This is a genomic window from Enterococcus sp. DIV1368f, from assembly GCF_051712245.1.
GTDB classification, from domain to species: domain Bacteria; phylum Bacillota; class Bacilli; order Lactobacillales; family Enterococcaceae; genus Enterococcus; species Enterococcus faecalis.
Map to the genome: position 1 here is coordinate 734,226 of NZ_JBIOON010000001.1, position 23,824 is coordinate 758,049.

Annotated in this window: 24 protein-coding genes and 1 riboswitch; of the genes, 16 read left to right on the plus strand and 8 right to left on the minus strand. The window is 37.4% G+C overall.

What is annotated here, in order from left to right; translation table 11 throughout:
* Positions 1-102 precede the first annotated feature (102 nt).
* The gene (gene metG / locus IGL07_RS03615; protein WP_002355813.1) at positions 103-2,112 is read left to right on the plus strand and encodes a methionine--tRNA ligase; all 2,010 of its coding nucleotides are present in this window, start codon (positions 103-105) and stop codon (positions 2,110-2,112) included.
* Positions 2,113-2,211: 99 nt separating this feature from the next.
* Positions 2,212-2,487 (plus strand): hypothetical protein, encoded by a 276-nt coding sequence (locus tag IGL07_RS03620; protein WP_002361374.1) that lies wholly within the window; start codon positions 2,212-2,214, stop codon positions 2,485-2,487.
* Between the two features lie 58 nt (positions 2,488-2,545).
* Here the strand turns inward: IGL07_RS03620 and IGL07_RS03625 are convergent, their stop codons facing one another.
* Together IGL07_RS03625 and IGL07_RS03630 are read right to left on the minus strand one after the other, a co-directional pair.
* On the minus strand, positions 2,546-3,151 hold the full coding sequence (locus tag IGL07_RS03625) for a hypothetical protein (RefSeq protein WP_002383359.1): 606 nt from the start codon (positions 3,149-3,151) through the stop codon (positions 2,546-2,548).
* Between the two features lie 120 nt (positions 3,152-3,271).
* The gene (locus IGL07_RS03630) at positions 3,272-5,494 is read right to left on the minus strand and encodes a HelD family protein (RefSeq protein WP_025189496.1); all 2,223 of its coding nucleotides are present in this window, start codon (positions 5,492-5,494) and stop codon (positions 3,272-3,274) included.
* Positions 5,495-5,628: 134 nt separating this feature from the next.
* Between IGL07_RS03630 and IGL07_RS03635 the strand changes: the two genes are divergently transcribed.
* From IGL07_RS03635 to IGL07_RS03650, 4 genes are all read left to right on the plus strand, one after another.
* A complete protein-coding gene (locus IGL07_RS03635; protein ID WP_010712094.1) occupies positions 5,629-6,399 on the plus strand; it encodes a TatD family hydrolase in 771 nt (256 codons plus the stop codon).
* Entirely contained in the window at positions 6,396-6,980 is a 585-nt protein-coding gene (gene rnmV / locus IGL07_RS03640) for a ribonuclease M5 (RefSeq protein ID WP_010817112.1), read from the plus strand. The genes IGL07_RS03635 and rnmV overlap by 4 nt, the downstream gene beginning before the upstream one ends.
* Before the next feature lie 18 nt (positions 6,981-6,998).
* On the plus strand, positions 6,999-7,886 hold the full coding sequence (rsmA, locus tag IGL07_RS03645) for a 16S rRNA (adenine(1518)-N(6)/adenine(1519)-N(6))-dimethyltransferase RsmA (protein WP_002358849.1): 888 nt from the start codon (positions 6,999-7,001) through the stop codon (positions 7,884-7,886).
* Positions 7,887-8,013: 127 nt separating this feature from the next.
* Positions 8,014-8,631, plus strand: coding sequence for a hypothetical protein (locus tag IGL07_RS03650; RefSeq protein ID WP_002355821.1), 618 nt, complete (start codon positions 8,014-8,016; stop codon positions 8,629-8,631).
* Positions 8,632-8,681: 50 nt separating this feature from the next.
* On the opposite strand, the gene IGL07_RS03655 is transcribed toward IGL07_RS03650, so the two are convergent.
* Entirely contained in the window at positions 8,682-9,785 is a 1,104-nt protein-coding gene (locus IGL07_RS03655) for an ABC transporter ATP-binding protein (protein ID WP_002355822.1), read from the minus strand.
* Between the two features lie 185 nt (positions 9,786-9,970).
* On the opposite strand from IGL07_RS03655, the gene mgsA reads away from it, so the two are divergent.
* Positions 9,971-10,393, plus strand: a complete 423-nt coding sequence (gene mgsA, locus IGL07_RS03660) for a methylglyoxal synthase (protein WP_002355823.1) — start codon at positions 9,971-9,973, stop codon at positions 10,391-10,393.
* Positions 10,394-10,459: 66 nt separating this feature from the next.
* Positions 10,460-10,627: riboswitch (THF riboswitch) on the plus strand.
* A gap of 30 nt (positions 10,628-10,657) precedes the next feature.
* Positions 10,658-11,206 (plus strand): folate family ECF transporter S component, encoded by a 549-nt coding sequence (locus tag IGL07_RS03665; RefSeq protein ID WP_002385065.1) that lies wholly within the window; start codon positions 10,658-10,660, stop codon positions 11,204-11,206.
* Between the two features lie 51 nt (positions 11,207-11,257).
* Here IGL07_RS03665 and IGL07_RS03670 read toward each other — a convergent pair whose 3' ends face one another.
* Together IGL07_RS03670 and IGL07_RS03675 are read right to left on the minus strand one after the other, a co-directional pair.
* Positions 11,258-13,024, minus strand: a complete 1,767-nt coding sequence (locus tag IGL07_RS03670) for an ABC transporter ATP-binding protein (protein ID WP_002358850.1) — start codon at positions 13,022-13,024, stop codon at positions 11,258-11,260.
* Positions 13,014-14,738, minus strand: a complete 1,725-nt coding sequence (locus tag IGL07_RS03675) for an ABC transporter ATP-binding protein (protein WP_010817113.1) — start codon at positions 14,736-14,738, stop codon at positions 13,014-13,016. Before IGL07_RS03675 ends, IGL07_RS03670 begins: the two co-directional genes overlap by 11 nt.
* Positions 14,739-14,863: 125 nt before the next feature.
* Between IGL07_RS03675 and IGL07_RS03680 the strand changes: the two genes are divergently transcribed.
* From IGL07_RS03680 to IGL07_RS03690, 3 genes are all read left to right on the plus strand, one after another.
* Positions 14,864-15,631 carry a putative ABC transporter permease gene (locus IGL07_RS03680; RefSeq protein WP_002387023.1) on the plus strand — a complete coding sequence of 256 codons (768 nt, stop codon included), beginning with the start codon at positions 14,864-14,866 and terminating at the stop codon, positions 15,629-15,631.
* 248 nt (positions 15,632-15,879) lie between these two features.
* Positions 15,880-17,100: a 3D domain-containing protein gene (locus IGL07_RS03685; protein ID WP_438747249.1), complete on the plus strand. Its 1,221-nt coding sequence runs from the start codon at positions 15,880-15,882 to the stop codon at positions 17,098-17,100.
* 96 nt (positions 17,101-17,196) lie between these two features.
* Positions 17,197-17,760: a GNAT family N-acetyltransferase gene (locus tag IGL07_RS03690; protein ID WP_002355832.1), complete on the plus strand. Its 564-nt coding sequence runs from the start codon at positions 17,197-17,199 to the stop codon at positions 17,758-17,760.
* A gap of 45 nt (positions 17,761-17,805) precedes the next feature.
* Here the strand turns inward: IGL07_RS03690 and IGL07_RS03695 are convergent, their stop codons facing one another.
* Both IGL07_RS03695 and IGL07_RS03700 read right to left on the minus strand, forming a co-directional pair.
* The gene (locus tag IGL07_RS03695; RefSeq protein ID WP_002355833.1) at positions 17,806-18,330 is read right to left on the minus strand and encodes an LURP-one-related/scramblase family protein; all 525 of its coding nucleotides are present in this window, start codon (positions 18,328-18,330) and stop codon (positions 17,806-17,808) included.
* Positions 18,331-18,381: 51 nt separating this feature from the next.
* Complete coding sequence (locus tag IGL07_RS03700) at positions 18,382-19,251, minus strand: Cof-type HAD-IIB family hydrolase (protein WP_438747250.1); 870 nt, start codon at positions 19,249-19,251, stop codon at positions 18,382-18,384.
* Between the two features lie 133 nt (positions 19,252-19,384).
* On the opposite strand from IGL07_RS03700, the gene IGL07_RS03705 reads away from it, so the two are divergent.
* The 5 genes from IGL07_RS03705 (at position 19,385) to IGL07_RS03725 (ending at position 22,734) form a co-directional block, all read left to right on the plus strand.
* Entirely contained in the window at positions 19,385-20,065 is a 681-nt protein-coding gene (locus IGL07_RS03705) for a uracil-DNA glycosylase (protein ID WP_010712100.1), read from the plus strand.
* A 155-nt stretch (positions 20,066-20,220) separates the two neighbouring features.
* Entirely contained in the window at positions 20,221-21,204 is a 984-nt protein-coding gene (gene pta, locus IGL07_RS03710; protein WP_002355836.1) for a phosphate acetyltransferase, read from the plus strand.
* 157 nt (positions 21,205-21,361) lie between these two features.
* Complete coding sequence (gene tsaE / locus IGL07_RS03715) at positions 21,362-21,841, plus strand: tRNA (adenosine(37)-N6)-threonylcarbamoyltransferase complex ATPase subunit type 1 TsaE (RefSeq protein WP_010817116.1); 480 nt, start codon at positions 21,362-21,364, stop codon at positions 21,839-21,841.
* Positions 21,834-22,355, plus strand: a complete 522-nt coding sequence (locus tag IGL07_RS03720) for a GNAT family N-acetyltransferase (RefSeq protein WP_010817117.1) — start codon at positions 21,834-21,836, stop codon at positions 22,353-22,355. Before tsaE ends, IGL07_RS03720 begins: the two co-directional genes overlap by 8 nt.
* Positions 22,356-22,524: 169 nt before the next feature.
* Entirely contained in the window at positions 22,525-22,734 is a 210-nt protein-coding gene (locus IGL07_RS03725; RefSeq protein ID WP_002355840.1) for a hypothetical protein, read from the plus strand.
* Between the two features lie 73 nt (positions 22,735-22,807).
* On the opposite strand, the gene bopD is transcribed toward IGL07_RS03725, so the two are convergent.
* A complete protein-coding gene (gene bopD / locus IGL07_RS03730; RefSeq protein WP_002358859.1) occupies positions 22,808-23,818 on the minus strand; it encodes a LacI family transcriptional regulator BopD in 1,011 nt (336 codons plus the stop codon).
* Positions 23,819-23,824: the final 6 nt, after the last annotated feature.

Here is a 23,824-nt window from a genome sequence, read left to right on the forward strand (position 1 = left end):
AAAACCGACAAGAAATATAGTTTAATAATGTCTAATTATGGTATACTGTTTAGGAGTAAATCCTGAGGGTTTAGGAAAATGACTAAAGGAGGTTTTTTCTGTATGTCACAGAAAGAAACATTTTATATTACCACCCCAATTTATTACCCAAGTGGGAAGTTACATATTGGGAATTCATATACAACAATCGCCTGCGATGCAATGGCCCGTTACAAGCGTTTAATGGGTTTCGATGTATTTTATTTAACAGGTGTGGATGAACATGGCCAAAAAATTGAAAAAAAAGCTGCTGAGTTGAATGTGACACCAAAAGAGTACGTTGATAAAATGGCAGCAGATGTTCAAAAATTATGGAAAACATTAGATATCAGCTATGATAAATTTATTCGGACAACGGATGATTATCACATGGCAGCCGTGCAACAAATTTTTGATCGTTTAGTAGAACAAGGAGATATCTACCTTGGAGAATATGAAGGTTGGTATTCAGTTTCTGATGAAGAATTTTTCACTGAAACACAATTAGCTGAAGTATATCGTGACGATGAAGGCAATGTCATTGGTGGGAAAGCACCAAGTGGTCATGAAGTTGAATTAGTTAAAGAAGAATCCTATTTCTTCCGCATGAGTAAATATGCGGATCGTTTGGTACAATATTACGAAGAACATCCAGAATTTATTCAACCAGAATCTCGTAAAAATGAGATGCTAAATAACTTCATCAAACCAGGATTGGAAGATTTAGCCGTTTCAAGAACGACTTTCTCTTGGGGAATTCCATTAAAAAATGATCCAAAACATGTGGTTTACGTATGGATTGATGCGTTATCAAACTATATTACAGCACTAGGTTATGGCTCAGAAGATGATTCATTATTCCAAAAATATTGGCCTGCGAACGTGCAAATGGTTGGGAAAGAAATCGTGCGTTTCCATACGATTTATTGGCCAATTATGTTAATGGCCTTGGATTTACCATTACCGAAAAAAGTCTTTGGACATGGTTGGTTATTGATGAAAGACGGAAAAATGTCTAAATCTAAAGGAAATGTTGTTTACCCTGAAATGTTAGTAGAACGCTACGGTCTAGATGCGTTACGTTACTATTTATTACGAGCAATTCCATTTGGTAGTGATGGCGTGTTTACACCAGAAGATTTCGTTTCTCGCTTAAATTATGATTTAGCTAATGACTTAGGAAACTTGTTGAATCGAACAATTGCGATGATTAATAAATATTGTGATGGCAAAGTACCAGCCTATGCTTCAAAAGTTACCCCATTTGATAGTGAACTATCGACAACTGCGGCGAATGTTATTGGAAAATATCATGAAGCAATGGAAAAAATGGAATTTAATACGGCCATTGCAGAAATCTGGACGCTAGTTTCTCGTGCCAATAAATATATTGATGAAACAGCGCCTTGGGTATTGGCTAAAGAAGAAGAGAAACGCAACGAATTAGAAAGTGTCATGATCCATTTAGCGGAAAGCTTACGAATTGTGGCAATCTTATTGCAACCAGTCATGACAGAAACACCAGGGAAAATTTTCGAACAATTAGGCTTAGATCCAGAAACAATGAACATGGAAAATATTCATTTTGGTGAGTTCCCAACAGACGTAACAGTAACAAGTAAAGGAACACCTATTTTCCCACGTTTAGAAATTGAAACAGAAGTAACGTATATTCAAAAGAAAATGTCCCAAAGCGAAAGTGCTACAGAAGAGGATATTAAATGGAATCCAGAAGAAACAACGTTGGTTTCAACGAAAGAAAAACAAATTAAGTACGATGATTTCGATAAAGTGGAATTAAAAGTTGCCGAAGTTATTGACTGTAAAAAAGTCAAAGGAGCAGATAAATTATTGCAATTCCGTTTAGATGCTGGAGATGAAAACCATCGTCAAATTCTTTCAGGTATTGCTGAATTTTATCCAGATCCAGCTGCGCTAATTGGCAAAAAAGTAGTCATTGTGGCTAACTTAAAACCAAGAAAAATGCGTGGTCAAATTAGCCAAGGAATGATTCTTTCAGCTGAATCACCAGAAGGTAAACTTCAAATTGTTGAAGCACCAAAAGAAATGCCAAATGGTGCAGGAATCGCATAAAAGCATAAGTGGTAAAGATAAAAGGTGAATTGTAACCTTTTATCTTTACTACTTTTTTTGTATACTAGAAGAAAAGTGATTTGATGTGGGGGAAGTTTGATGGCTTATCATAAATTTAAATTTTATGAGCAACGAAAAAATGATCCTAAATGGCGTCCGTATTATTTAGAAGCTATGAGAGTAAGGGAACAAGCACGGCTAACAGTTCAACGTAGAAAAAGAAGGGCAAGAATTAGAACCTTTTTAGTGGTTGCGATACTGGTTATTTTAGTTTTTCTGTTATTGGCTCATTGGACATATTCACAAACAAATGAACTCTCTTTCTCCAGTTTTATCGACGTCCTAAAATCGAAAATCAACGAATTTTTAAATTAAAAGAATCGAAGAAAAGCCTAGAAAAAATCATTTGCGATTTTTCCTAGGCTTTTCTATTTTAGAGTTTCACTTTTTTAGGTATTCGTTTTTTACCAAAACGGCCTTTCGTTAGGCGACTTGGTAAAATGATCAGTAAGAGTGAAAAAGGGACACTAATAATTTGCCACGTGAGTAAACGGCCTAAGCTATTATTTTTATAGAGCCACTCTAATATAAAATGCAGTCCTAAAATACTTAACAAAGCCAAGCCTGTCAGGAAATAAGGCGTTGATACCCAGTCGGTCGTTTTCAAGAGACTAAAACCTAAAGGAATTAGATAAAAGTAAGCACTTGTTAAAGTAATCCGCCAACTTTTCATAACGGTGCCTAAATTAATTATAAAAAAAAGTAAAGATAGGACTAAAGCAAAAGGTGGAAACAAAGCCACTAACGCCGAATAGATGGTTCCCCAGACGAGCATTAAGGGACCTTTAACAATAGCGGCAATAAGTGTAAACAAGCCAATTAGGAGTAACTGCTGTGTCAGTGAGCCAAAGGTTAGCAAGCCAAATAAAATAAGCAGTAGCCAGTGCCAAATGGTTTGGTTTTGTTGTTTTCGCTCAATAGTTACATTTTTTTGGATAGAGGTTTTTAAAAAATTTTCTAAATCAGGTGATTGTTTCACCTTATCACGCTCCTCTCAACTTAAGAGACAACAAACGAGTAGGTCTGCTAATTAAAAAGCAGTACCTACTCGTCTATTATAAGTGGTTTTTCTAAAAATAAAATCCGCCTTAAGTCTCAGTTACTGGGCTGCCAAGTAAGGTGTAAACCATTCAGAAAGTGTGCCGGTATAAGGTAAAACGACCCGTTTCATTCCACGAGAAATAGCAGTATACAGGATTTTTTTATCTCGTTTATTGTCGGAATAACGATTAACATTTGGGTTATGAAGAATTACATTATCAAATTCTAGACCTTTTGCCATATCAATTGATAAAACTTGCAGTGACGGATGCTCTTCCAATGAAAGAGAAGCACTGAGTTCTTTTGTTAATTGTTCTTTTTCTGCAAATGTTTTAGTAATAATGGCGGTGCTTTCTTTCGGATCAAAAGTTGCAATGGAAGTGACGATTGCTTTAAGATAGTCAGACGCAGAGTCACAAGGAATAAATGTCGGCTTTTCTCCATCATGCCGGATGGGCACAATGGTTAATTGCTCTGGTTGAGTGCCTAATGTTTGGAAGAGTCGTGTAATTTCTTTACTTGAACGGTAACTGTTTAATAATTGATAGGTTCCAACAGAACGGCTGGTTTCGTTAACCAATAGATCATGGGCTTCAGAAAATTCAATGGCTGTATTAAAAATGGCTTGATTTTCATCACCAGCTAAAGTAAAACTAGCTTTAGGGAAAAGTGTCAGCAGTAATAATAATTGGGCTTCTGTATAATCTTGGACTTCATCGACTAGGATAAAAGCCATTTGCTGGTTGGCGAGGTTTTCAATAAATGCATGTTTCACCAAAATAAGGGCCACAATTTCATCGGCTGTGAAAACAGCTGTCTCTTTTTGATACGATTTTTCAGTGAATAAAGAATAAAACGTTTCAAAAAAGGCCCATTGATCTAGCCAAGCATCATTTTTAATAGCGGCAGTGATAGAGCGATATTTTTTCTTCAAACGTTTTAAAGCAAAATCAGCCAGATGTTTTTCATTATCTTCGGTAATCACTGTGCCAAAATAACGAACTTGTTCAGCTTCTGTTAAATCTTGGAATTGATCCAACATTTTTTTAGAATGGGCTTGTTTTAATAAGTACCGTGTCCAAAGACTGGTTAATTTTTCTTTTGTAGCTGAAATTCGTTGGCGAATACTCAAGTCAGCTGGTGTTTCTTGATAAAGTTTAAAAATTGTTTCTGAAGTAAATAAGGTCTGCTTTTTAAAAGTTAAAGGACGGAAAAAATGTGGCTGCACAACCGCTTTTTCAGGATTGCTTAAAAGAAACGTTGCAAATTCTTTTGAACGAATAACGTGCTCTTGCTCCGTTGACTCAGAGCGAGTAATGCGTTCGAAATAGTCCGTTTCTTCTTCCATTGGCCATGATTCTTTGGTAGTGAAGCGCAAAAATTGTAAAAGAGTCAAATTCAAGGGATTTCGTTCGCCTAAATTCGGTAAAACTTGAGAAATATAATCAATAAATGTTGAATTTGGTGAAAGTAATAAAATATTATCCGCCGTAATTTCTGCTCGATGTTGATAAAGTAAATAAGCAATCCGTTGCATAATCGCAGACGTTTTCCCACTACCAGCAATCCCGTTGACTAGTAGGAGTGGCTGCGTTTCGTCACGAATTATTTGATTTTGTTCTTGTTGAATGGTTGTCGTAATGTCCTTCATATAAGGAGAAGCATCTTCTTCTAAAGAATGCAATAACACATCATCTTGAATCGCAATGGTTGTGTCAAAATAGTTGATTAATTGATCTTTTTCAATAATTAACTGTCTTTTCAAATCAAGTTGTACAGGAATGGTTTGTTGATGTGCCGTGTAGGCTGTTTTCCCTAAAACATTGTCATAAAATAACGAAGCAATCGGTGAGCGCCAATCGTGAATGCGCGTTTCTTCTTCTAAAGAAGTAAAATCGTTTACGCCAATATAAAAGTTTTCTGGCTCTTCAGGGCTGTCTTCAAAAGTCACGCCAATTTTGCCAAAATAAGGAACTTGTAATAGGCGTTTCACTTTGTCTAAATTTTTAGCCGTTGCTTCATTTTTTAAGTTCCACTGATCAATTTCACGGTTCTTCATTTCCAACATGGCAAACGTTTCTAAATTATCGGCATAACTATCAAAATTCAGCTTAGAATCGCGACCAAATTCTTCTAGCATATGTTTGCCATCTTTCATTGTGTTCGCCAATTGCTCTTCGTAAACTTTTTTAGCCGCTTGCAGCTCATGATAAACCGTCGTTAAATGCTGTTGTTCATAAATTTTTTCATCGGTCATGGAGATTCCTCCTTTTAATAACATGACTGAATAGTATACGTTACTTTTAGCATAAATGCAAGCGCTGTTTATGAGGAAATGGCGAATCTTGTCGCCTAGTCATTCAGATTTTTCAAGAAATATGATAAAGTAGAGAGGAGATAAAGGAGGCAATCATAATGATTTTTGATACACATACACATTTGAATGCAGAACAATTTAATGATGATATTCCAGAAACGATTGCACATGCCCAAGAATTGGGTGTTACAGAGATGGCCGTGGTCGGTTTTGATGAACCAACGATTGAAAAATCTCTTTTACTTAGTCAGGAATATGCCAATATTTATAGTATCATTGGTTGGCATCCAACAGAAGCGGGTAGCTATACGCCAGAGGTTGAACGACGATTACAAGAACAATTAACATTACCAAAAATTGTCGCATTAGGTGAAATCGGTCTTGATTATTACTGGATGGAGGATCCTAAAGAGGTGCAAGAAAAAGTCTTTCGCCGTCAAATTGCGATTGCTCGGGAAATGAATTTACCGTTTAGTGTGCATACGAGAGAGGCATTAGAAGATACCTATCGAATTTTAAAAGATGAAAAAGTTTCAGATATTGGTGGAATCATGCATAGTTTCAGTGGCGATGCTGAGTGGATGAAGAAATTTTTAGATTTAGGTCTGCATATTTCTTTTAGCGGCGTCGTAACGTTTAAAAAGGCGTTGGATGTTCAAGAAGCGGCGATGGCGGTACCACTAGAAAGAATGTTGGTGGAAACAGATGCACCCTATTTAGCCCCTGTTCCTTATCGTGGTAAACGGAATGAACCCGGCTATACACGATACGTAGTGGAAAAAATTGCTGAATTACGACAACTAACCTTTGAAGAAGTGGCAGAACAAACGAGAGTCAACGCTCATCGCTTGTTTCGGATAGATAAATGAAGGAAAAAATGAAAGTTGCAGAAATCATTGTCGTTGAAGGAAAAGACGACACACGCCGCATTCAAGAGGTAGTTGCAGCGGATACGATTGAAACGATTGGTTCTGCTATCAATGATGAAATTTTGACACAAATTGAACACGCACAAGAAACGAGAGGCGTGATTATTTTTACAGATCCAGACTATTCGGGCGAAAAAATTCGTAAAACAATAATGGAAGTTGTCCCTGATGCAAAGCATGCTTTTTTATCAAGAAAAGTTGCAGTTCCTAAAAAAAATGGCGGTAGCCTAGGGGTTGAACATGCTAGTGATGAAGCAATTATTGAAGCCTTAAAAAAAGTTGTAACACCTGTTCAAGCTGATGAAGACTATCAAGAAATTCCTAGACAAACACTAGTTGAATATGGTTTAATAGCGGGAGCAAATGCAAAAAAATACCGTGAATTATTAGGAGATGACCTAAGAATTGGCTATACAAATAGCAAACAGTTAGTCAAACGGTTAAGCATGTTTCGGATTATAGAAGCAGAATTGAAAGAAAGCATGACACGTATTTTAAAAGAACTTGAAAACGAAGAATAACTACATGGAGGAACAAGCGTGACGGACTATAAAGAAATTGCCACACCATCCAGAACCAAAGAAATACTAAAAAAGCATGGATTTTCATTTAAAAAGAGTTTAGGTCAAAATTTTTTGACAGAGCCTAATATTTTAAGAAAAATTGTAGAAACAGCGGGAATTAATCAGCAGACAAATGTTGTCGAAGTCGGGCCTGGAATTGGTGCATTAACAGAGCAATTAGCGATGAACGCGGCACAAGTTGTGGCTTTTGAGATTGATGATCGCTTGATTCCTGTCTTAGCAGATACCTTAAGTCGCTATGATAATGTAACAGTGGTTCATCAAGATGTTTTAAAAGCTGATTTGGTTGAGACAACCAACCAAGTTTTTCAAGAGAAGTATCCGATTAAAGTGGTGGCTAACCTACCTTACTATATTACTACGCCAATTATGATGCATTTTTTAGAATCTTCTTTAGATGTAGCCGAAATGGTTGTGATGATGCAAAAAGAGGTCGCTGATCGAATTGCTGCTAAACCAGGAACGAAAGCTTATGGCTCATTATCAATTGCTGTCCAATATTTTATGGAAGCCAGTGTCGCCTTTATTGTGCCAAAAACAGTTTTTGTGCCGCAGCCCAATGTTGACTCGGCGATTATTAAATTGACACGTCGTGCCACACCAGCGGTGACAGTGACCAATGAAAAAGAATTTTTCAAATTAACCAAAGCCAGTTTCCAATTAAGACGTAAAACATTGTGGAATAACTTAACGCATTTTTATGGGAAAGATGAACAAACAGTGGCTTGGCTAAAAGAGAGCCTAGCTGAAGCAGAAATTGATCCTTCTAGACGTGGTGAAACATTGTCTTTAGAAGAATTCGCTCGTTTAAGTAATGCTTTAGAAAAAAATAAACCAGTATAAAAAAGAACTTTCTGTTATTTATGAGAAATAACAGAAAGTTCTTTTATGTGTCTTGACACATTGCGGATGTTCAGCTACACTTGAGAAAAACAAAAAGGTGTCATGACACCTTTAGGAGGCAGTTTTAATGAAAACAAACTCAGTAAAACGTTTAACAATTTCAGCACTTTTAATTGCAATGGGGATTATCATTCCAATGGTTATGCCAAGAATTACCATTGGTCCAGCCAGTTTTACGTTAGCAAGTCACGTCCCAGTTTTTATTGCCATGTTTATTTCTCCAGTGGTGGCAATTGCGGTTAGTCTAGGAACAGGTTTTGGTTTTTTCTTATCCGCAACACCGATTATTGCTTTGCGGGCCTTATCTCATTTGATTTTTGCAGTCATTGGCGCAGTGATTTTACAAAAGCATCCAGAAATTTTAATCAATAAAGAGGGGAAATTCACTTTATTAAATGGGAAATTACAGTTGTTTAACGTGGGGATTGGAGTGATTCATTCCGCTGCCGAGCTAGTGGTTGTTTCTGTATTTTACACAATGGGCAACTTGCCAGGAACTTATTATACAGCCGGCTTCATGTATTCTATTTTTCTTTTGATGGGCGTTGGTGGATTAATTCATAGTTTGGTGGATTTCAGTATTGCCTACTTTTTAGCAAGTACCTTAAGTAAACATGTAGATATTCCAACTTTTACAGAAGCGAAACAACCCAAAGTGATAAAGAAGAAGGTTAAATTAGCATAAAGAGAAACAATCGAGGCATCCGTCATTGTGACGGATGCCTCGAGATTTTTTTATTTAATGACTTCTTCTGTTTGAGGGTCGAAGAAATGTCCTTTGTTAATATCAAAAGCTAAGTCAATCATTTCACCAGGATGGTGGAAGTCACGAGCATCTACTTTTGAGATAAACTCTGTATCACCAATTTTTGTATAAAGCATGGATTCAGCTCCTAATAATTCAGAAACAACGACTTCAGATTTAATCACCGCATCTTTCATTGCTGTTAAAGCCACTTGTTCGCTATGAATATCTTCTGGACGAATACCGAAAATTAATTCTTTGCCTTCATAACCATGTTCAACAAGCTCTTTGTTTCTTCCTTCAGGAATTGCTAGCTTTAAGCCATGTTGGTTAGAAATAACCCCATTGTTTAAGGTAACTTTGAAGAAATTCATGGCAGGTGAGCCGATGAACCCAGCTACGAACATATTTTTTGGTGTATTGTAAACTTCTTTTGGTGAACCAATTTGTTGAATAAAGCCATCTTTCATAATTACGATTCGATCAGCCATGGTCATCGCTTCGGTTTGGTCATGTGTCACATAAATTGTCGTAGTTTCTAAACGTTGGTGTAGTTTAGCGATTTCAGCACGCATGGCTACACGTAATTTTGCATCCAAGTTTGATAAAGGTTCATCCATTAAAAAGACTTTGGCATCACGGACAATTGCCCGGCCAAGTGCAACACGTTGGCGTTGTCCACCAGAAAGCGCCGCAGGTTTACGCTGTAAGTACTCTGTTAAGCCCAGAATATCCGCAGCATTTTCCACCCGTTTTTTAATTTCAGCTTTATCATATTTTCTTAGTTTTAAACCAAAAGCCATGTTATCAAAAACAGTCATATGCGGGTAAAGCGCATAGTTTTGGAAAACCATGGCAATATCACGATCTTTCGGTGCAACGTCATTCATGACTTTGTCCCCAATTGATAATTCACCTTCAGTAATATCTTCTAAGCCAGCAATCATTCGCAATGTTGTTGATTTACCGCAACCAGAAGGTCCGACAAAGACGATAAATTCACGGTCTGTAATTTCTAAGTTAAAATCTGTAACAGAATAATGTTCTGCATTGTCATATTTTTTATACACATTTCTAAGCGCCATTTCCACCATTTGATACGTCACTCTTTTCTTTTTGATTTGTTACTCATAGTTTAAATGAAAACGCTATCTTTCAGCAAGGGAGAGTTGCACAAGAAAAAGAAGACTTTTTCGTCAAGGTGACAAAGGACAAACACTCTCAGCGGATTTATCGATAAACTTTTGTTATAATATAACAAAGACAGGAGTTGGATAACATGAAAATCGCTTTAATCGCTCATGATCGTAAAAAAACATTAATGATCAAACTAGCAACCGCTTATAAACATATTTTAGAAAAACATGAATTGTATGCAACAGGAACGACAGGCATGAAAGTGATGGAAGCAACTGGCTTACCCGTGCATTGCTTTAAATCGGGGCCATTAGGTGGGGATCAACAGATTGGCGCAATGATATCAGAAGACAACATTGATTTAGTTATTTTTTTAAGAGATCCTCTTTCCGCGCAACCGCATGAACCAGATGTGACAGCTTTGATTCGTCTAAGTGATGTCTATGAAATTCCTTTAGCAACCAATATCGGCAGTGCTGAAATTCTTTTGAGAGGTGTCGAGGCGGGGTTTGCGGACTTCCGTGAAGTTATCCATGAAGGCGATCGTCGACCGTTAGCTTTTTAGAGAACCTTAATGGTTATTTTGACTATTTTGTGGTATATTTTATGAGGACTTTTGTCCAAATAAAATAACAGAGTAGGAGACAAAGCGTTAAGTGCTAAAAGGATGGGATGTTGCCTTTTGGACGAAGAACATAAACAGTGTGTTGCTAGAAAGTAAAGGTTCTTACTTTGCTTATCATCAGAACAACACGTTCAGCTTTTTAATGTTCGCGGTTTTGTTTTCGCATTCGCTGCATGGTTCGTCATGTAGCAGCTCTTAGAGGAGATGCTAAAAATGACAAAGAAAAAATTTGGCACAAAATCCATTGCGTTAATGGGCGTACTCATTGCGGTGGTCGTTGTTTTTTCACGCTTTTTTGCGTATGAAACAACGTTTTTAAAAATCAGTTTCACGTTTATCCCAGAATCATTGATTGGGATGATTTTCGGACCTTTTTGGGCTGGAATCGGCACGGCGGTGGCTGATGTGGTAGGAATGCTGCTTTTTCCAAAGGCAGGCTATTTTCCTGGGTTTACTTTAAATGCCTTTTTGGCTGGTGCTATTTATGGTTATTTCTATTATAAGAAAGAAATGACATGGCAACGAGTGATTTTGGCGACATTGTTGGTCACCGTTTTAATTAATATCATTTTAACGCCTTTGTGGTTAAGTTTAATGTATGGCGTCAATCTAGCAAATTTTGCTTGGTGGGTGCCACGCTTAATTAAAACAGTTATTTTCTTTCCTATACAAGTAATTGCCACTTATTATTTAGGCAATAAAATTCCCTTTAAACGTTTATTTGGGAAACCATTATCTGAATTAGATCAATAAATTTAAAATTAAAAGAGTCACTTTTCATCATCCCAGAAAAGTGACTCTTTTTTATTGTGCTTTTTGATTAAACTGTGCTTCGTAAAGGTCACGATAATAACCCTGTTCTTTTTGCAATAATTCGTCATGGGTGCCAATTTCAACTACTTGACCATTGTCCATAACTAGAATTTTTTCAGCACTTTTGATTGTTGCTAAGCGATGGGCAATAACAAAACTGGTCCGGCCAGTCATCATTTGTAAAAAAGCATCCTGAATTTTTTGCTCGGTCAATGTATCAACTGAACTGGTCGCTTCATCTAAAATAAGCATCGGCGGATTACTAATCATCGTGCGTGCAATAGTCATTAATTGTCGTTGTCCTTCAGAAATTTTAACGCCTTGGGAACCAATCTCGGTATCTAGTCCTTGAGGTAAACGCATGACGAAATCAAAAATATGGGCTTTTTTCATGGCTTCTATAATTTCTTCGTCAGAGGCTTCAGGATTCCCGTACGTTAAATTTTCCCGAATGGAACTATCGAATAGCCAAGTATCTTGGAGAACCATACCAAAACTTTTTCGTAAGCTGTCCCGAGTAATTTGAGTAATATCGTGAGTATCAACCGTAATTTGACCATGGTCGACCTCGTAAAAGCGCATTAACAAATTCACTAATGTTGATTTACCCGCACCAGTTCGCCCAACAATGGCAATTGTTTCTCCTGGTTCAGCAATTAAATTAAAGTTTTCGATTAAAGGTCGCGTCGGCGTGTAAGAAAAATCAACGTCTTTAAATTCAACACGGCCTCGCGCTTCTTTCAAAACAATTGCGTTCGGGGCATCAGGACGTTCAACTGGTTGATCCATCATATCAAAGGTACGTTCCAATCCAGCTAAGGCTGCTTGGATTTGGTTGGTGATTCCTGAGAGTTCAATAAAAGGTTTAGAAAATTGACTAGAGTAAATGGTGAAACTGGAAATAACACCAACTGTGACTAAAGGATTGCCACTTAAAACTAACAAGCCACCGACTAATCCAATCGATAAATAAGATAAATGGTCGATAAATCGAGAAAGTGGGTTGGTTAAGGAGGAAGAAAACTGAGCCTTCTGTCCTTTTTCATACAACGTTTGATTCAATGCTTCAAATGTTTCTTGCGTAGCTTGTTCTTGTTGAAAGGCTTTAACAATTTTTTGGTTGCCAACCATTTCTGAAACGAAGCCGGAAATTTCACCAACAATCGTTTGTTGTGCAGCAAAGTTTTTTTGTGAAGCTTTTGCAACAAGCCAGTTTACAATAAAAATAATCGGTGTACTGATAAGAACCACTAATGTGAGCAGGGGACTTAGCCGAATCATAAAGAGCAAAGCAACAACGACGGTGGCTATGCCAGAAAATAATTGGTTGAAGACAGCCGAGCAAGCCATTGAAATATTGTCAATATCGTTGGTAAAGCGACTGACGATATTTCCGTGTGACGTTTGGTCATAATAACTTAACGGTAATTGATTTAAATGGGCAAAGGCGTCTTTTCTCAGCTGTGTGGTCGATAAATAAGACACGCGATTACCGAGACGTTGAATCAGCCATTGACTTAGAACGGTTACGAGTAAAATCCCTGCTAATAAACCTAAAATTTTGATGAGTTGCGCAGCATTGACTTGTCCTTTACCAACCATTGTATCAACGGATTTACCTATATAATAAGTCATGAGGACAGTCGAAAAACCACTGAGAATTCCTAGGATTAAGGCGCCGATAATTTCTTTTGGATAGCGTAGTAAATACGGCTTAAAACGTGAGAAGGCACCAAAATGAATTTTTTTAGTTTGCATGGGTATCCTCCTGTGACGCAACGATTTCTTGATACTCTTTAGAAGAAGTAAGTAATTCTTCGTGGGTGCCAAGGCCAGCGACTTTTCCACTATCTAGGACTAAAATTTGATTCGCCGTAGCAATCGAACTCACGCGTTGTGAAATTAAAATAACGGTTGTCTCTGCTCGTTCTTTTTGTAAAGCACGGCGCAGATTCAAATCTGTTTGATAGTCGAGGGCACTCAAGGAATCATCTAAAATAAGTAAATGCGGTTTCCTAATCAAGGCACGGGCAATGGTCAACCGTTGTCTTTGTCCACCAGAAAAGTTTTTTCCGCCTTCGTTAACAGGCGTGTCTAACCCTTGGTCTAATTGTTCAACAAATTCTTTACATTGGGCGATAGCTAATGCTTCCCAACAGTCTTCATCAGTTGCATTTGGTTTGCCCCATTGTAAGTTTTCTCGAATAGTCCCTGTAAATAAGACGGCAGTTTGTGGGACACTTGCCACTTGTTGGCGTAAAGTAAAGAGCGGCCAATCGCGCACATTTACACCATTAATAAAAAGGTTTCCTGCACTCACATCATAAAATCTGGGAATGAGCTGGGTTAAGGTACTTTTCCCGCTGCCGGTAGGTCCTGTGATGCCGAGAATTGAGCCTTTAGGAATCGTAAAATTGATATTTTCCAAAGCCAAACCGGCCTCTGGTTCATAGCGAAAATCTACATGGTCAAAGGTAATATCACCAAATTGTGGAGATGTTTTTGCTGATTCTGGTGTATCTGTTAACTGGCTTTCTACAGTTAAAACCTCATTGACACGGTTTGCGGAAGCGGCGGCTCGCGTAAAAATTACCACGAGATTAGAAGCAACAATTAAAGCGAGCATCATTTGATTCATATAATTGATCAATGCTAAAACTTCCCCTTGTTGCAAGGAACCAAAAGAAACTTTTAAGCCACTAAAATAAAGTAAAAATAAAATTCCAACATTCATAATCAAAGTGGTTAAAGGTGTTAATAAAGCAGAGACATTCGATACGCGAATGTAAATATCGCCTAAATCATCAGAAGCTTTATCAACATGTCGTTGCTCTGTTTCCTTTCTAGCAAACGCACGGATCACACGGACACCGCTTAAGTTTTGGCTGATTTGACGGTTTAACCGATCCAAATATTCTTGGACTTTTTGATATAAAGGCACAGTCACCTTAATGATAATAAAGAGAATAAGGCTAAAAATTGGTAAAAGTAATAGGAAAAGAAAGCCCATCTGCACGTCAATGTAAAAAGCCATGACCACAGAACCGATACTTAAAAAAGGTGTCCGAATGACCAACCGAATAAACATCGCTAAAGCCAATTGAAGCTGGTTGATATCGTTTGTGATCCGGGTGATGAGGGTATCTGTACCAAAACTATTCAATTCTTTGTGTGAAAGCTGATTAATTTTCTTCATTAATTGATTTCTTAGCTCCGTCCCAAAACCTTGCGAAGCGACTGAAGCATAATATTGACAAATCATGACAAAAAATAAACCAACTAACGACATAACAAGCATCCAGAGGGCCATTTCTATGACAGTCTGTCGGTCGTTTTGACGAATACCGACATCGACTAAGTGAGCCATGAATAAGGGCAAGACTAACTCGAAACAAGCTTCTAAAAATTTGAAGACTGGACCGAGGATAATTTGTTTTCGATAATTTTTTGCGTATTTCAATAAACCAAACATAAGATTCCTCCCTTTGCTGCTCTCATTGTAGCCTAATCTTTCAATGAAAGAAAGTTGTTCGCTACATTTTCTCAACTTCTGGTAAAATAGAAGAAAAGAGCAAGGAAGTGGAGTGTGACAGAAACGTGGAAAAAATGAGTCAGGTTATTTTGTTATTTTTTATTTATTCCTTTATCGGCTGGTTATGGGAAACGGTGTATTGTTCATTAAAAGCCAAAAAATTTGTTTATCGAGGATTTTTGGTAGGGCCTTATTGTCCTATTTATGGATTTGGGGTCTTAAGCGTTCTCTATTTTGTGGAACCCTTTGAGAACAATCTCTTGGTATTGTATGTCGGATCGGCTGTTTTAGTGACGATTTTAGAATATGTCACTAGTTATGGCTTGGAAAAATTGTTTCATGCCTCTTGGTGGGATTATCATGATGTACCTTTTAATTTAAACGGTCGTGTGGCTTTACCGGTTTCTCTTTTTTGGGGATTGGGTTGTGTCTTGATTGTCAAAGTTATTCAACCAGAAATCGCCAAAGTTGTCAGTTTTTTACAAGCAACCTTTGGCAACTACTTAGCACTTTGCATAGTGATTGTAATGGGGCTTGACTTAATTTATACGTTGCTGAACATGCAAGGTTTCAAAAAACTTATTACCGAGATGGGCCAAACGTTGGAAACGAACCAACAAGAATTTAAGCAACGGTTGAACACAAAAATGGAAATCGCTACAGCTGATTGGCAGAAGTTAAAAGAACGAACCAAAAAAGAGCATTTCCAAAATCGGTTAAATTTCCAACAACGTCGTTTTATTAACAATTACCCAAAACTAACTTTAAAAAACATTAAAAATTCCAAAGAAGTTCGGCATCTCTTAGAAGATTTGAAGAAAAAGGGCCAATAATTAACAAAAAATATTACAAAATATTTCAATCAATGGTCTAATGGGATGAAAAAAAGAAAAATCGTCAAAAGCTAGTTTTTAAGGCGTCTTAAGAAATTCTTAAAGAATTGAGATAGAAATGGACTAATGAATAAACGCAGGATAAAAAAAGAGTTGCATTTAAATTGTAACAAATTGTAACATTATTGAAATAAAACAAGCCCTCCTGACTAGTATAATGAGTAGGTGTTTTAGATAAGTTAGGAAAGGTGTTGGATTTAGTGAAGGTTAAAAAGTTGATACCATTTTTAACAACAATGATGCTTATCAATTTTGGACTTCTAGTCGCTGCGGCAGCAGAATCACTTGATTCGTTGCAAGAAAAAGAAGCGCAAGCGAAACAATCTGGGGAGTTAATTAGTAAAGAAATCAATTCAGCCTTAGACGATGTAAATGCTAAATATGCGGAAATCGAACGTTTAAAAACGCAAATTTCGAAAGCGGAAGATACGTTGAAAACTTCGAAAGAGGAAATAGAAAAAACAGAAAAAAATATTTCTCGTCGTAAAGAAGCTGTTGGCGATCGTATGAAGGATATTCAATTAAATGGCGACCAACGTACTTGGCAAGCCTTATTAGATGCAGAAAATTTATCAGATTTCTTTAATCGGGCCTACGCCATGACCGTTTTACAAAACTTTGAACGGGAAAAGATTGAAAGCTTAACTAGCGAAAAAGAAAAGTTAGCTGCATTACAAGAAAAAGTTGAAAATACGCAAACAACTTTAAAACAAAATGAAGAGAAATTACAAGTTGAAGCTTCTTCAATGAATAATAAAGTCTCTGAGTTAAAAGAAAAAATGGCGAATAATGAAGAATTATTGGCTCAAATTTCGACAGACAAACAGAAAGAGCAACAACGCTTAGTCAGCGAAAAAGCAGCAGCTGAGGCACAGAAAAAACGTGCGGCAGAAACCGCTAAAGCAGAAGCAGCGAAGAAACAAGCAGCTGCCGACAAACAAGCGCAAGCAGATGCGGCGGCTAAACTAGAAGCCGAAGCTGCTGAAGAGTCAAGCAGTCAAGCATCAAGCTCTTCTACAAGTACGGAAAGCAGCAGCACTGAATCTTCAAGTTCTGCTAGTTCATCCGAATCGTCATCAACGACAGAATCATCGACAGGCGAATCATCAACACCAGGAACTGGCTCTGGTCGAGTGCTTCAGATGGAATCAACTGCTTATTCTTGGCGCGAAGCTGGTGCAAGTAATCTAAGTGCTATTGGCATTGACTTAAGTAAACAAAGCAATGTAGTTGCGGTTGATCCAAGTGTAATTCCTTTGCGTTCATTAGTGAAAGTCTCTGGTTATGGCTTTGCTATTGCTGGGGACACGGGTGGCGCTATTCAAGGAAATATTATTGATGTTCATTTTGATTCAATAGACCAATGTCATGTTTGGGGACGACGTCAGGTTACAGTAGAAATTCAATAATAAATTTGTTATACTAAAGACAAGATAAAAGGAATTGGCTAAGTCAGTAATGATAGTAGCCAGTTCTTTTTTAGTTAAATGTAAAGGAGAATTACAATGATTCGCTCGGCAACAAAAGAAGACGGTCAAGCGATTGCTCGGCTGGTCCTAGTTATTTTAAAAGATATGGAGTTACCAATTTTAGAAGAAGTCTCAGAAGAACAAATGATTGACCTGTTAGCAGAGGCAACGGCGTATCCAACCTATCGCTATGGCTATCAACGAATTTTAGTTTATGAACATGCAGGTGAAGTTGCAGGGATTGCTGTCGGCTATCCTGCAGAAGATGAAAAGATTATTGATGAACCTTTAAGAGAAGTCTTTAAAAAACATGGCTTAGCAGAAGATGTTCGGCTATTTATTGAAGAAGAAACCTTGCCTAATGAATGGTATTTAGACACGATTTCAGTGGATGAACGTTTCCGTGGAATGGGCATTGGTTCTAAGTTATTAGATGCTTTACCTGAAGTAGCCAAAGCTAGCGGGAAACAAGCCTTGGGTCTAAATGTTGATTTTGACAATCCCGGGGCGAGAAAGTTATACGCAAGCAAAGGCTTTAAAGATGTCACAACAATGACTATTAGTGGTCACTTATACAATCATATGCAAAAAGAAGTGTAAAAATAACGAAGCTAAAGTCAATCACTTTAGCTTCGTTATTTTTCATTAATCCGTTAAAGGATCAAAATCTAATCCAAAATCATCGGAAGTTTTTTGTTTTTTCTTATTATATAACCAGTAGTCAAGGACAGCTGCTATGCAGATGCACAACGGTGCGTCCTCATCATTGGCAACAGTTAAAACAAAATAGTCGCCTGTACAAAGCATGGTTTTATCCATTGACATGATTTTTTTATGGACTTGATAAATTGAATATTGGTGCGCTTTGATATCACCAACAACTGCCCAATGAAGGCCTTGAACATAATAGAAATCAGCATTCAAATTGAACAGTTTTCGTAGAGTACCCACTTTTTCAAAACGCTGATATAACTCAAATCGTGTACCAAAAGTCCAAGAAACTTGTTTAATACTGGCTAAAATTTCTCCGTTCATTGCATATAAAGAAAGCGCATCTCCTCGTGTGCCCCAGCGCCCCACCAATAGAAAAAGTGAACGGCCTGCTTGGTCTTTCACGATGGTTCGCGTAACTTTTCCTAACTGTTGTTCTTGAATAAAAAATTCAGACACGACACGATCTCCTTTCTATATATAAATGAGTGCTGTAACTGGTAGTGCTTATTACAAATCTTCTCTTATTGCACGCAGGATGGCTTCGCCAACACCATTTTCTAAATTAGTGGCTGTTTCATATTTAGCATATTCTTTTAATTCCAGTTCGGCATTGCCCATTGCAAAACTTACTCCGGCCCATTGAATCATGCTGACGTCATTTAAATTATCACCAATAGTCATGACTTGTTCAGCGGGAATCCCACGTTCTTTAGCGACGCGCGCAACCGCAATCCCTTTTTGTGCTAGGCGGTGGTTAATTTCAATATTATTAAGCGCAGAAGAGGTAACAACCAAATCATCTAGTTCTTCTACTTCCATCCCAGCAGGACCTAATACTTTCGGCCCATCCATACTGAAGCCAATAATTTTAAGGACTTCAATCGAATCATCTTTTAAAATGTCGTCTAAACGATCAACATAGGTAATATGCAATAAAGATAGGTGTGCTGAAGCCATGGCAATCGCTACTTTATAAGTTAAATGGGGCATGGATTCTGCAATATGAGCGGCAAAGTTTTCAATTCTTTTTTCTTGATGTTCAGAAAAAATACCTTTATTTGTAGAGATTTCATAGTAAACATTGTGTTGACTCAAAATAGTTAGTACTTCTGTTACTGTTTCTTTTTCGATCCCAGCCGTGAAAAGTGAGTGTCCATCTTTGTCAAACACTTGGGCGCCGTTTAAAGTAATCATGGCGCAGTCAATTCCAGCTTCTTCTAACGCGGGTTTCGCTTCGGTATATGCGCGGCCAGTAGCAACCATAAGTTCGATTCCTAAACGTTCCGCTTCGCGAATTGCTGAAGCGTTATCATTTGTGATGCTCATTTTTGCATCTAAAAGTGTTCCATCCATATCTGAAGCAATTAATTTAATCATCGATTCTCTACACCTCATTATCTATTTAAAGCTTACCTATAGTTTACCACGTTTTTCCAAGAGAAAGTACCCAGAAATTTCTTGTCAGGTTTGGAGAAATTCGTTATGCTTAGAGAGCGAAGGAGTGAGCATTATGAAAGAAATTATTCACAATAGTTGGCAAACCGTTTTATCTGCTGAATTTGAAAAAACGTATTATCAAGAATTGCGGGAATTTTTGAAAAAAGAATATCAGACACAAACGATTTATCCAGATATGTATCATTTATTTTCAGCGTTAGAACTAACCCCTTTTGAAGAAGTAAAAGTAGTAATTTTGGGACAAGACCCATATCATGGACCCAATCAAGCACACGGACTAAGTTTCTCTGTCCAGCCAGGTGTGAAAGTGCCGCCATCTCTTGCGAATATTTACAAAGAATTACAAGCTGATTTAGGGTACCAACCCGTCAACCATGGCTTTTTAGAAAGCTGGGCCAAACAAGGCGTGTTATTATTAAATACTGTGTTGACCGTTCGGGCAGGTCAAGCCTATTCTCATCGAGGTAAAGGGTGGGAGCAACTGACAGATGTCATTATCGAAAAGTTGAATGAGCGTGAAAAACCCGTTGTTTTCATTTTATGGGGACGTCCAGCTCAAGAAAAAATTAAAATGATTGATACGACTCGGCATGTGATTATCAAATCGCCACATCCAAGTCCATTGTCAGCGCATCGTGGTTTTTTTGGCTCACGTCCGTTTTCTCAAGCGAATGCCGCTCTAGAACGTTTAGGGGAAACGCCGATTGATTGGCAACTTCCTGAAACAGTGTAATGTAACAGTGCAAACTGTTATAGTGTAGAAGAGTTAGTTTGTGAAAAGTTTATCGGATTATTGGTTTTTTTGACTAATACAGCTAGAAAAAACTGTTATTTTCTTTGAGAATAGTGTATGATGGATTTTGTAAATATAAAACTGGAGGGTTTATCGTGGAATTATTCGATAGCTTAAAATTTAAAGTCGTACGCCGTAATATCAAAATTGTTTTCCCTGAAGCAACAGATCCTAGAATCTTAGGTGCTGCTGCCCGCTTAAAATCTGATGAATTAGTAGAACCAATCTTAATTGGTGATCCAACAGATATCGCAAATGCTGCTATGGCTCGTGGAATCAACACATCAAACTTTATTATTATCAACCCAAATGATTATGAAAAATGGGATGAAATGGTCGAAGCATTTGTTGAACGCCGTAATGGAAAAGCTACTAAAGAAGATGCTGAAAAAATCTTAAAAGATGTCAACTATTTCGGTACTATGTTAACTTACATGGGTATTGCTGATGGTATGGTTAGTGGTGCTATCCACTCAACAGGTGATACAGTTCGTCCTGCGTTACAAATCATTAAAACAAAACCAGGCGTGAGCCGTACAAGTGGTGCCTTCTTAATGATTCGTGGTCGTGACCAAGAAAGATATTTATTCTCAGACTGCGCGATTAACGTGAACCCAACTGCACAAGAATTAGCTGAAATTGCTGTTGATAGTGCCAAAACAGCTGAATTATTTGACATTGAACCAAAAGTTTCATTGTTAAGTTTTTCAACAAAAGGTTCTGCAAAAGCACCAGAAGTAACAAAAGTTGCTGAAGCTACAAAAATTGCGCAAGAATTAGCACCTGAATATGCGATTGATGGTGAATTACAATTTGATGCTTCTTATGTATCTTCTGTCGCACAATTAAAAGCGCCCAACTCAAAAGTTGCTGGAGAAGCAACAGTCTTTGTATTCCCAGATTTACAATCAGGAAATATTGGCTACAAAATTGCTCAACGTTTAGGTAACTTTGAAGCAATTGGCCCAATCTTACAAGGATTGAACAAACCAGTTTCTGATTTATCACGTGGTGCAAACGAAGAAGATGTTTATAAATTATCAATCATTACAGCTGCTCAAACATTAATGAACGACTAATTAACTATGTCGAAGCATGATAAATAAGCAAAGTAGAAGTTGAGGTTCCCAGGACACTTGGGCCTCAACTTTATTTTTTTGAAGCTGCCACTAGTCAACTTATTGAATTTTCGGTATACTTTCATACATAGATTCTTGCAGATGGGAGGCAAAAAAAATGAACATTGTCCTGAACAATCCATTGGAAACAGAAGCAATTGCTAAAATCATTGGACAAAAGGCACAAGCTGGTGATGTAATTGTCCTGACTGGTGATTTAGGGGCCGGTAAGACGACAATGACGAAAGGGATTGCTTTAGGATTAGGCATTTCCCAAATGATTAAAAGTCCCACCTATACGATTATCCGCGAATATCCACAAGGACGACTTCCGTTATACCATATGGATGTTTACCGTGTTGAAGAGGGTGCGGATGAATTAGGGTTAGATGAGTATTTTGAAGGAGATGGGCTATCCGTTGTAGAATGGGGCAGCTTGATTGAAGAAGAATTGCCTGAAGATTATTTAGAAATTATTTTAAATAAAGATTCTCAAAAAGCTGACAAGAGAGTTCTTGAATTCCGTGGAACTGGTCCATTGGCAGAAGAAAGAATAGCAGAGATTTTACAAGCGTGGGAGGCTCGCGAATATGACTGAACAAACATTTTCTATTCGAGAAGCAGTGCCTACTGATGCGGATCAATTACTATCTGTGATGTCAAAAATTGGGAGTGAAACGCCCTATTTGGTAATGGATGAGCGAGGAATGGCCATGTCGACAACAGAATTGGCTGAAAATCTAGCAACACTCTATGAATCGCCAAATAATGTTTTATTGGTGGCATTAGCGGGAGAAGCGATCATTGGCACCGCTTCTGTGTCTGCTTCTTCTAAAAAGCGGATGGAGCATATTGGTGAAATTGGCATTAGTATTTTAAAAGAATACTGGGGCTATGGACTGGGCAGTATCCTAATGGAAGAAATTATTCGCTGGGCGCATGAAAGTCGTATTATTCGTCGCTTGGAATTAACGGTACAGGATCGCAATCAACGAGCGATTCACGTCTATAAAAAAATAGGGTTTGAAACAGAAGCAATCATGCCTCGGGGCGCCAAAACAGACCAAGGTGAATTTTTAGATGTTCATTTAATGCGTTTGCTGATTGATTAATTATTGGTTAATAATTTTAATTTCTTAAATAATCGAACGATAATCGCATGAAAAAACAAAATTTTCGCAATTATCGTTTGTTTCATATTTATTTTTCTGATATTTTTGTTATAATTATAGAAGAATTTAACGAAAAAATGAAAATTTATTTTGGGAAGGAATGTAAGAAATGGCGAAGGCAACGAAAATGAATGTTAACTATCGAGAGTCGATCTTGGATCGTGCGTATCGTTTAGAGCTAATAAAAAAAGATGAGTATGCAAAACATCAAGAAAAATTATCATTATTAAATGAAAAATTGTCTGACGGGGAACCAGCTCAATTTGATGCAAAAGAAGAAACGTTTTGGAAAAAAATTTCGCAAAAAGTTATTTTATAAAAGTAATACATACGAATAAGAGCGTACACATAGAAAGAAGCGTAAGCAGTGTTAAACTGCTTACGCTTCTTTTTTAATGAATAGGAATAACTGTTTCACGCTTAATTAATTTGTGAGGAATAACGAGACGGACACCATTCGTCAATTCTTCATGGATTAATTCATATAATTTTTTCATCGCCATTCGCCCTAATTCTGACGTGTCGATGTCAATGCTTGTTAGATAAGGATGTGTCAATGTTGAAAAGATAGAGTTGTTGAAACTGATAATGGATAATGTTTCAGGAACTTGATAACCATAGATTTGCGCAAGTTGCATCGTCCGCAAAGCAAAGATATCATCAATCACCACCAACGCCGTGGCATTATTTTGATGAAGAATGTCATCGAAAGCCATGTAATCTTCAGGTTTTTCTAACGCAACGCTTGGTAAAACAGTTAATCCTTGCATCATCATTGCTTTTTGATAACCAAAGTAACGTTCAAAGTACAAACTTTCATGCGTTGTATTGGTCACAAATAAAATATTTTTATGGCCGTTTTCAATTAAAAATTCCGTCGCTTGTTTCCCTAATAATTGATTATCATTATCCACGTAAACTATTTCCGTTTCATGTTGGTAAGGTTGACCAATTAAAGTAAAGGGAATGTTGTTTTCATATAAGTAATCAATGACGGGGTCCTTACTATCTGAATACACAAGAATAAAACCGTCCACTTGTTTTTGAAGATGCATTCTTTTAACGTTTTCCAATAGTACATCAAAACTTTTGGCAGTTGCAATAGCAGTAGTCATATCATAAAGACGGGCTTCCTCGTTGATGGCTTCCATAATTTCTAAATAAAATGGATTCCCTAACCGTTCTTTCGAATCTAAAGGAGGTAAAATTACGCCAATGGCACTTGAAATTCGTTTACCCAAATTCCGTGCCGTCATATTTGGCACATAGCCTAAGTCATCCATGACTTTTCGCACTTTCTTTTTTGTCGATTCAGAAATACTTGGATGATCGTTAATGACACGCGAAACGGTTGAGGTTGCAACCCCCGCTTTCTTAGCGACATCTTTTACTGTAATTGCCATTTTTGC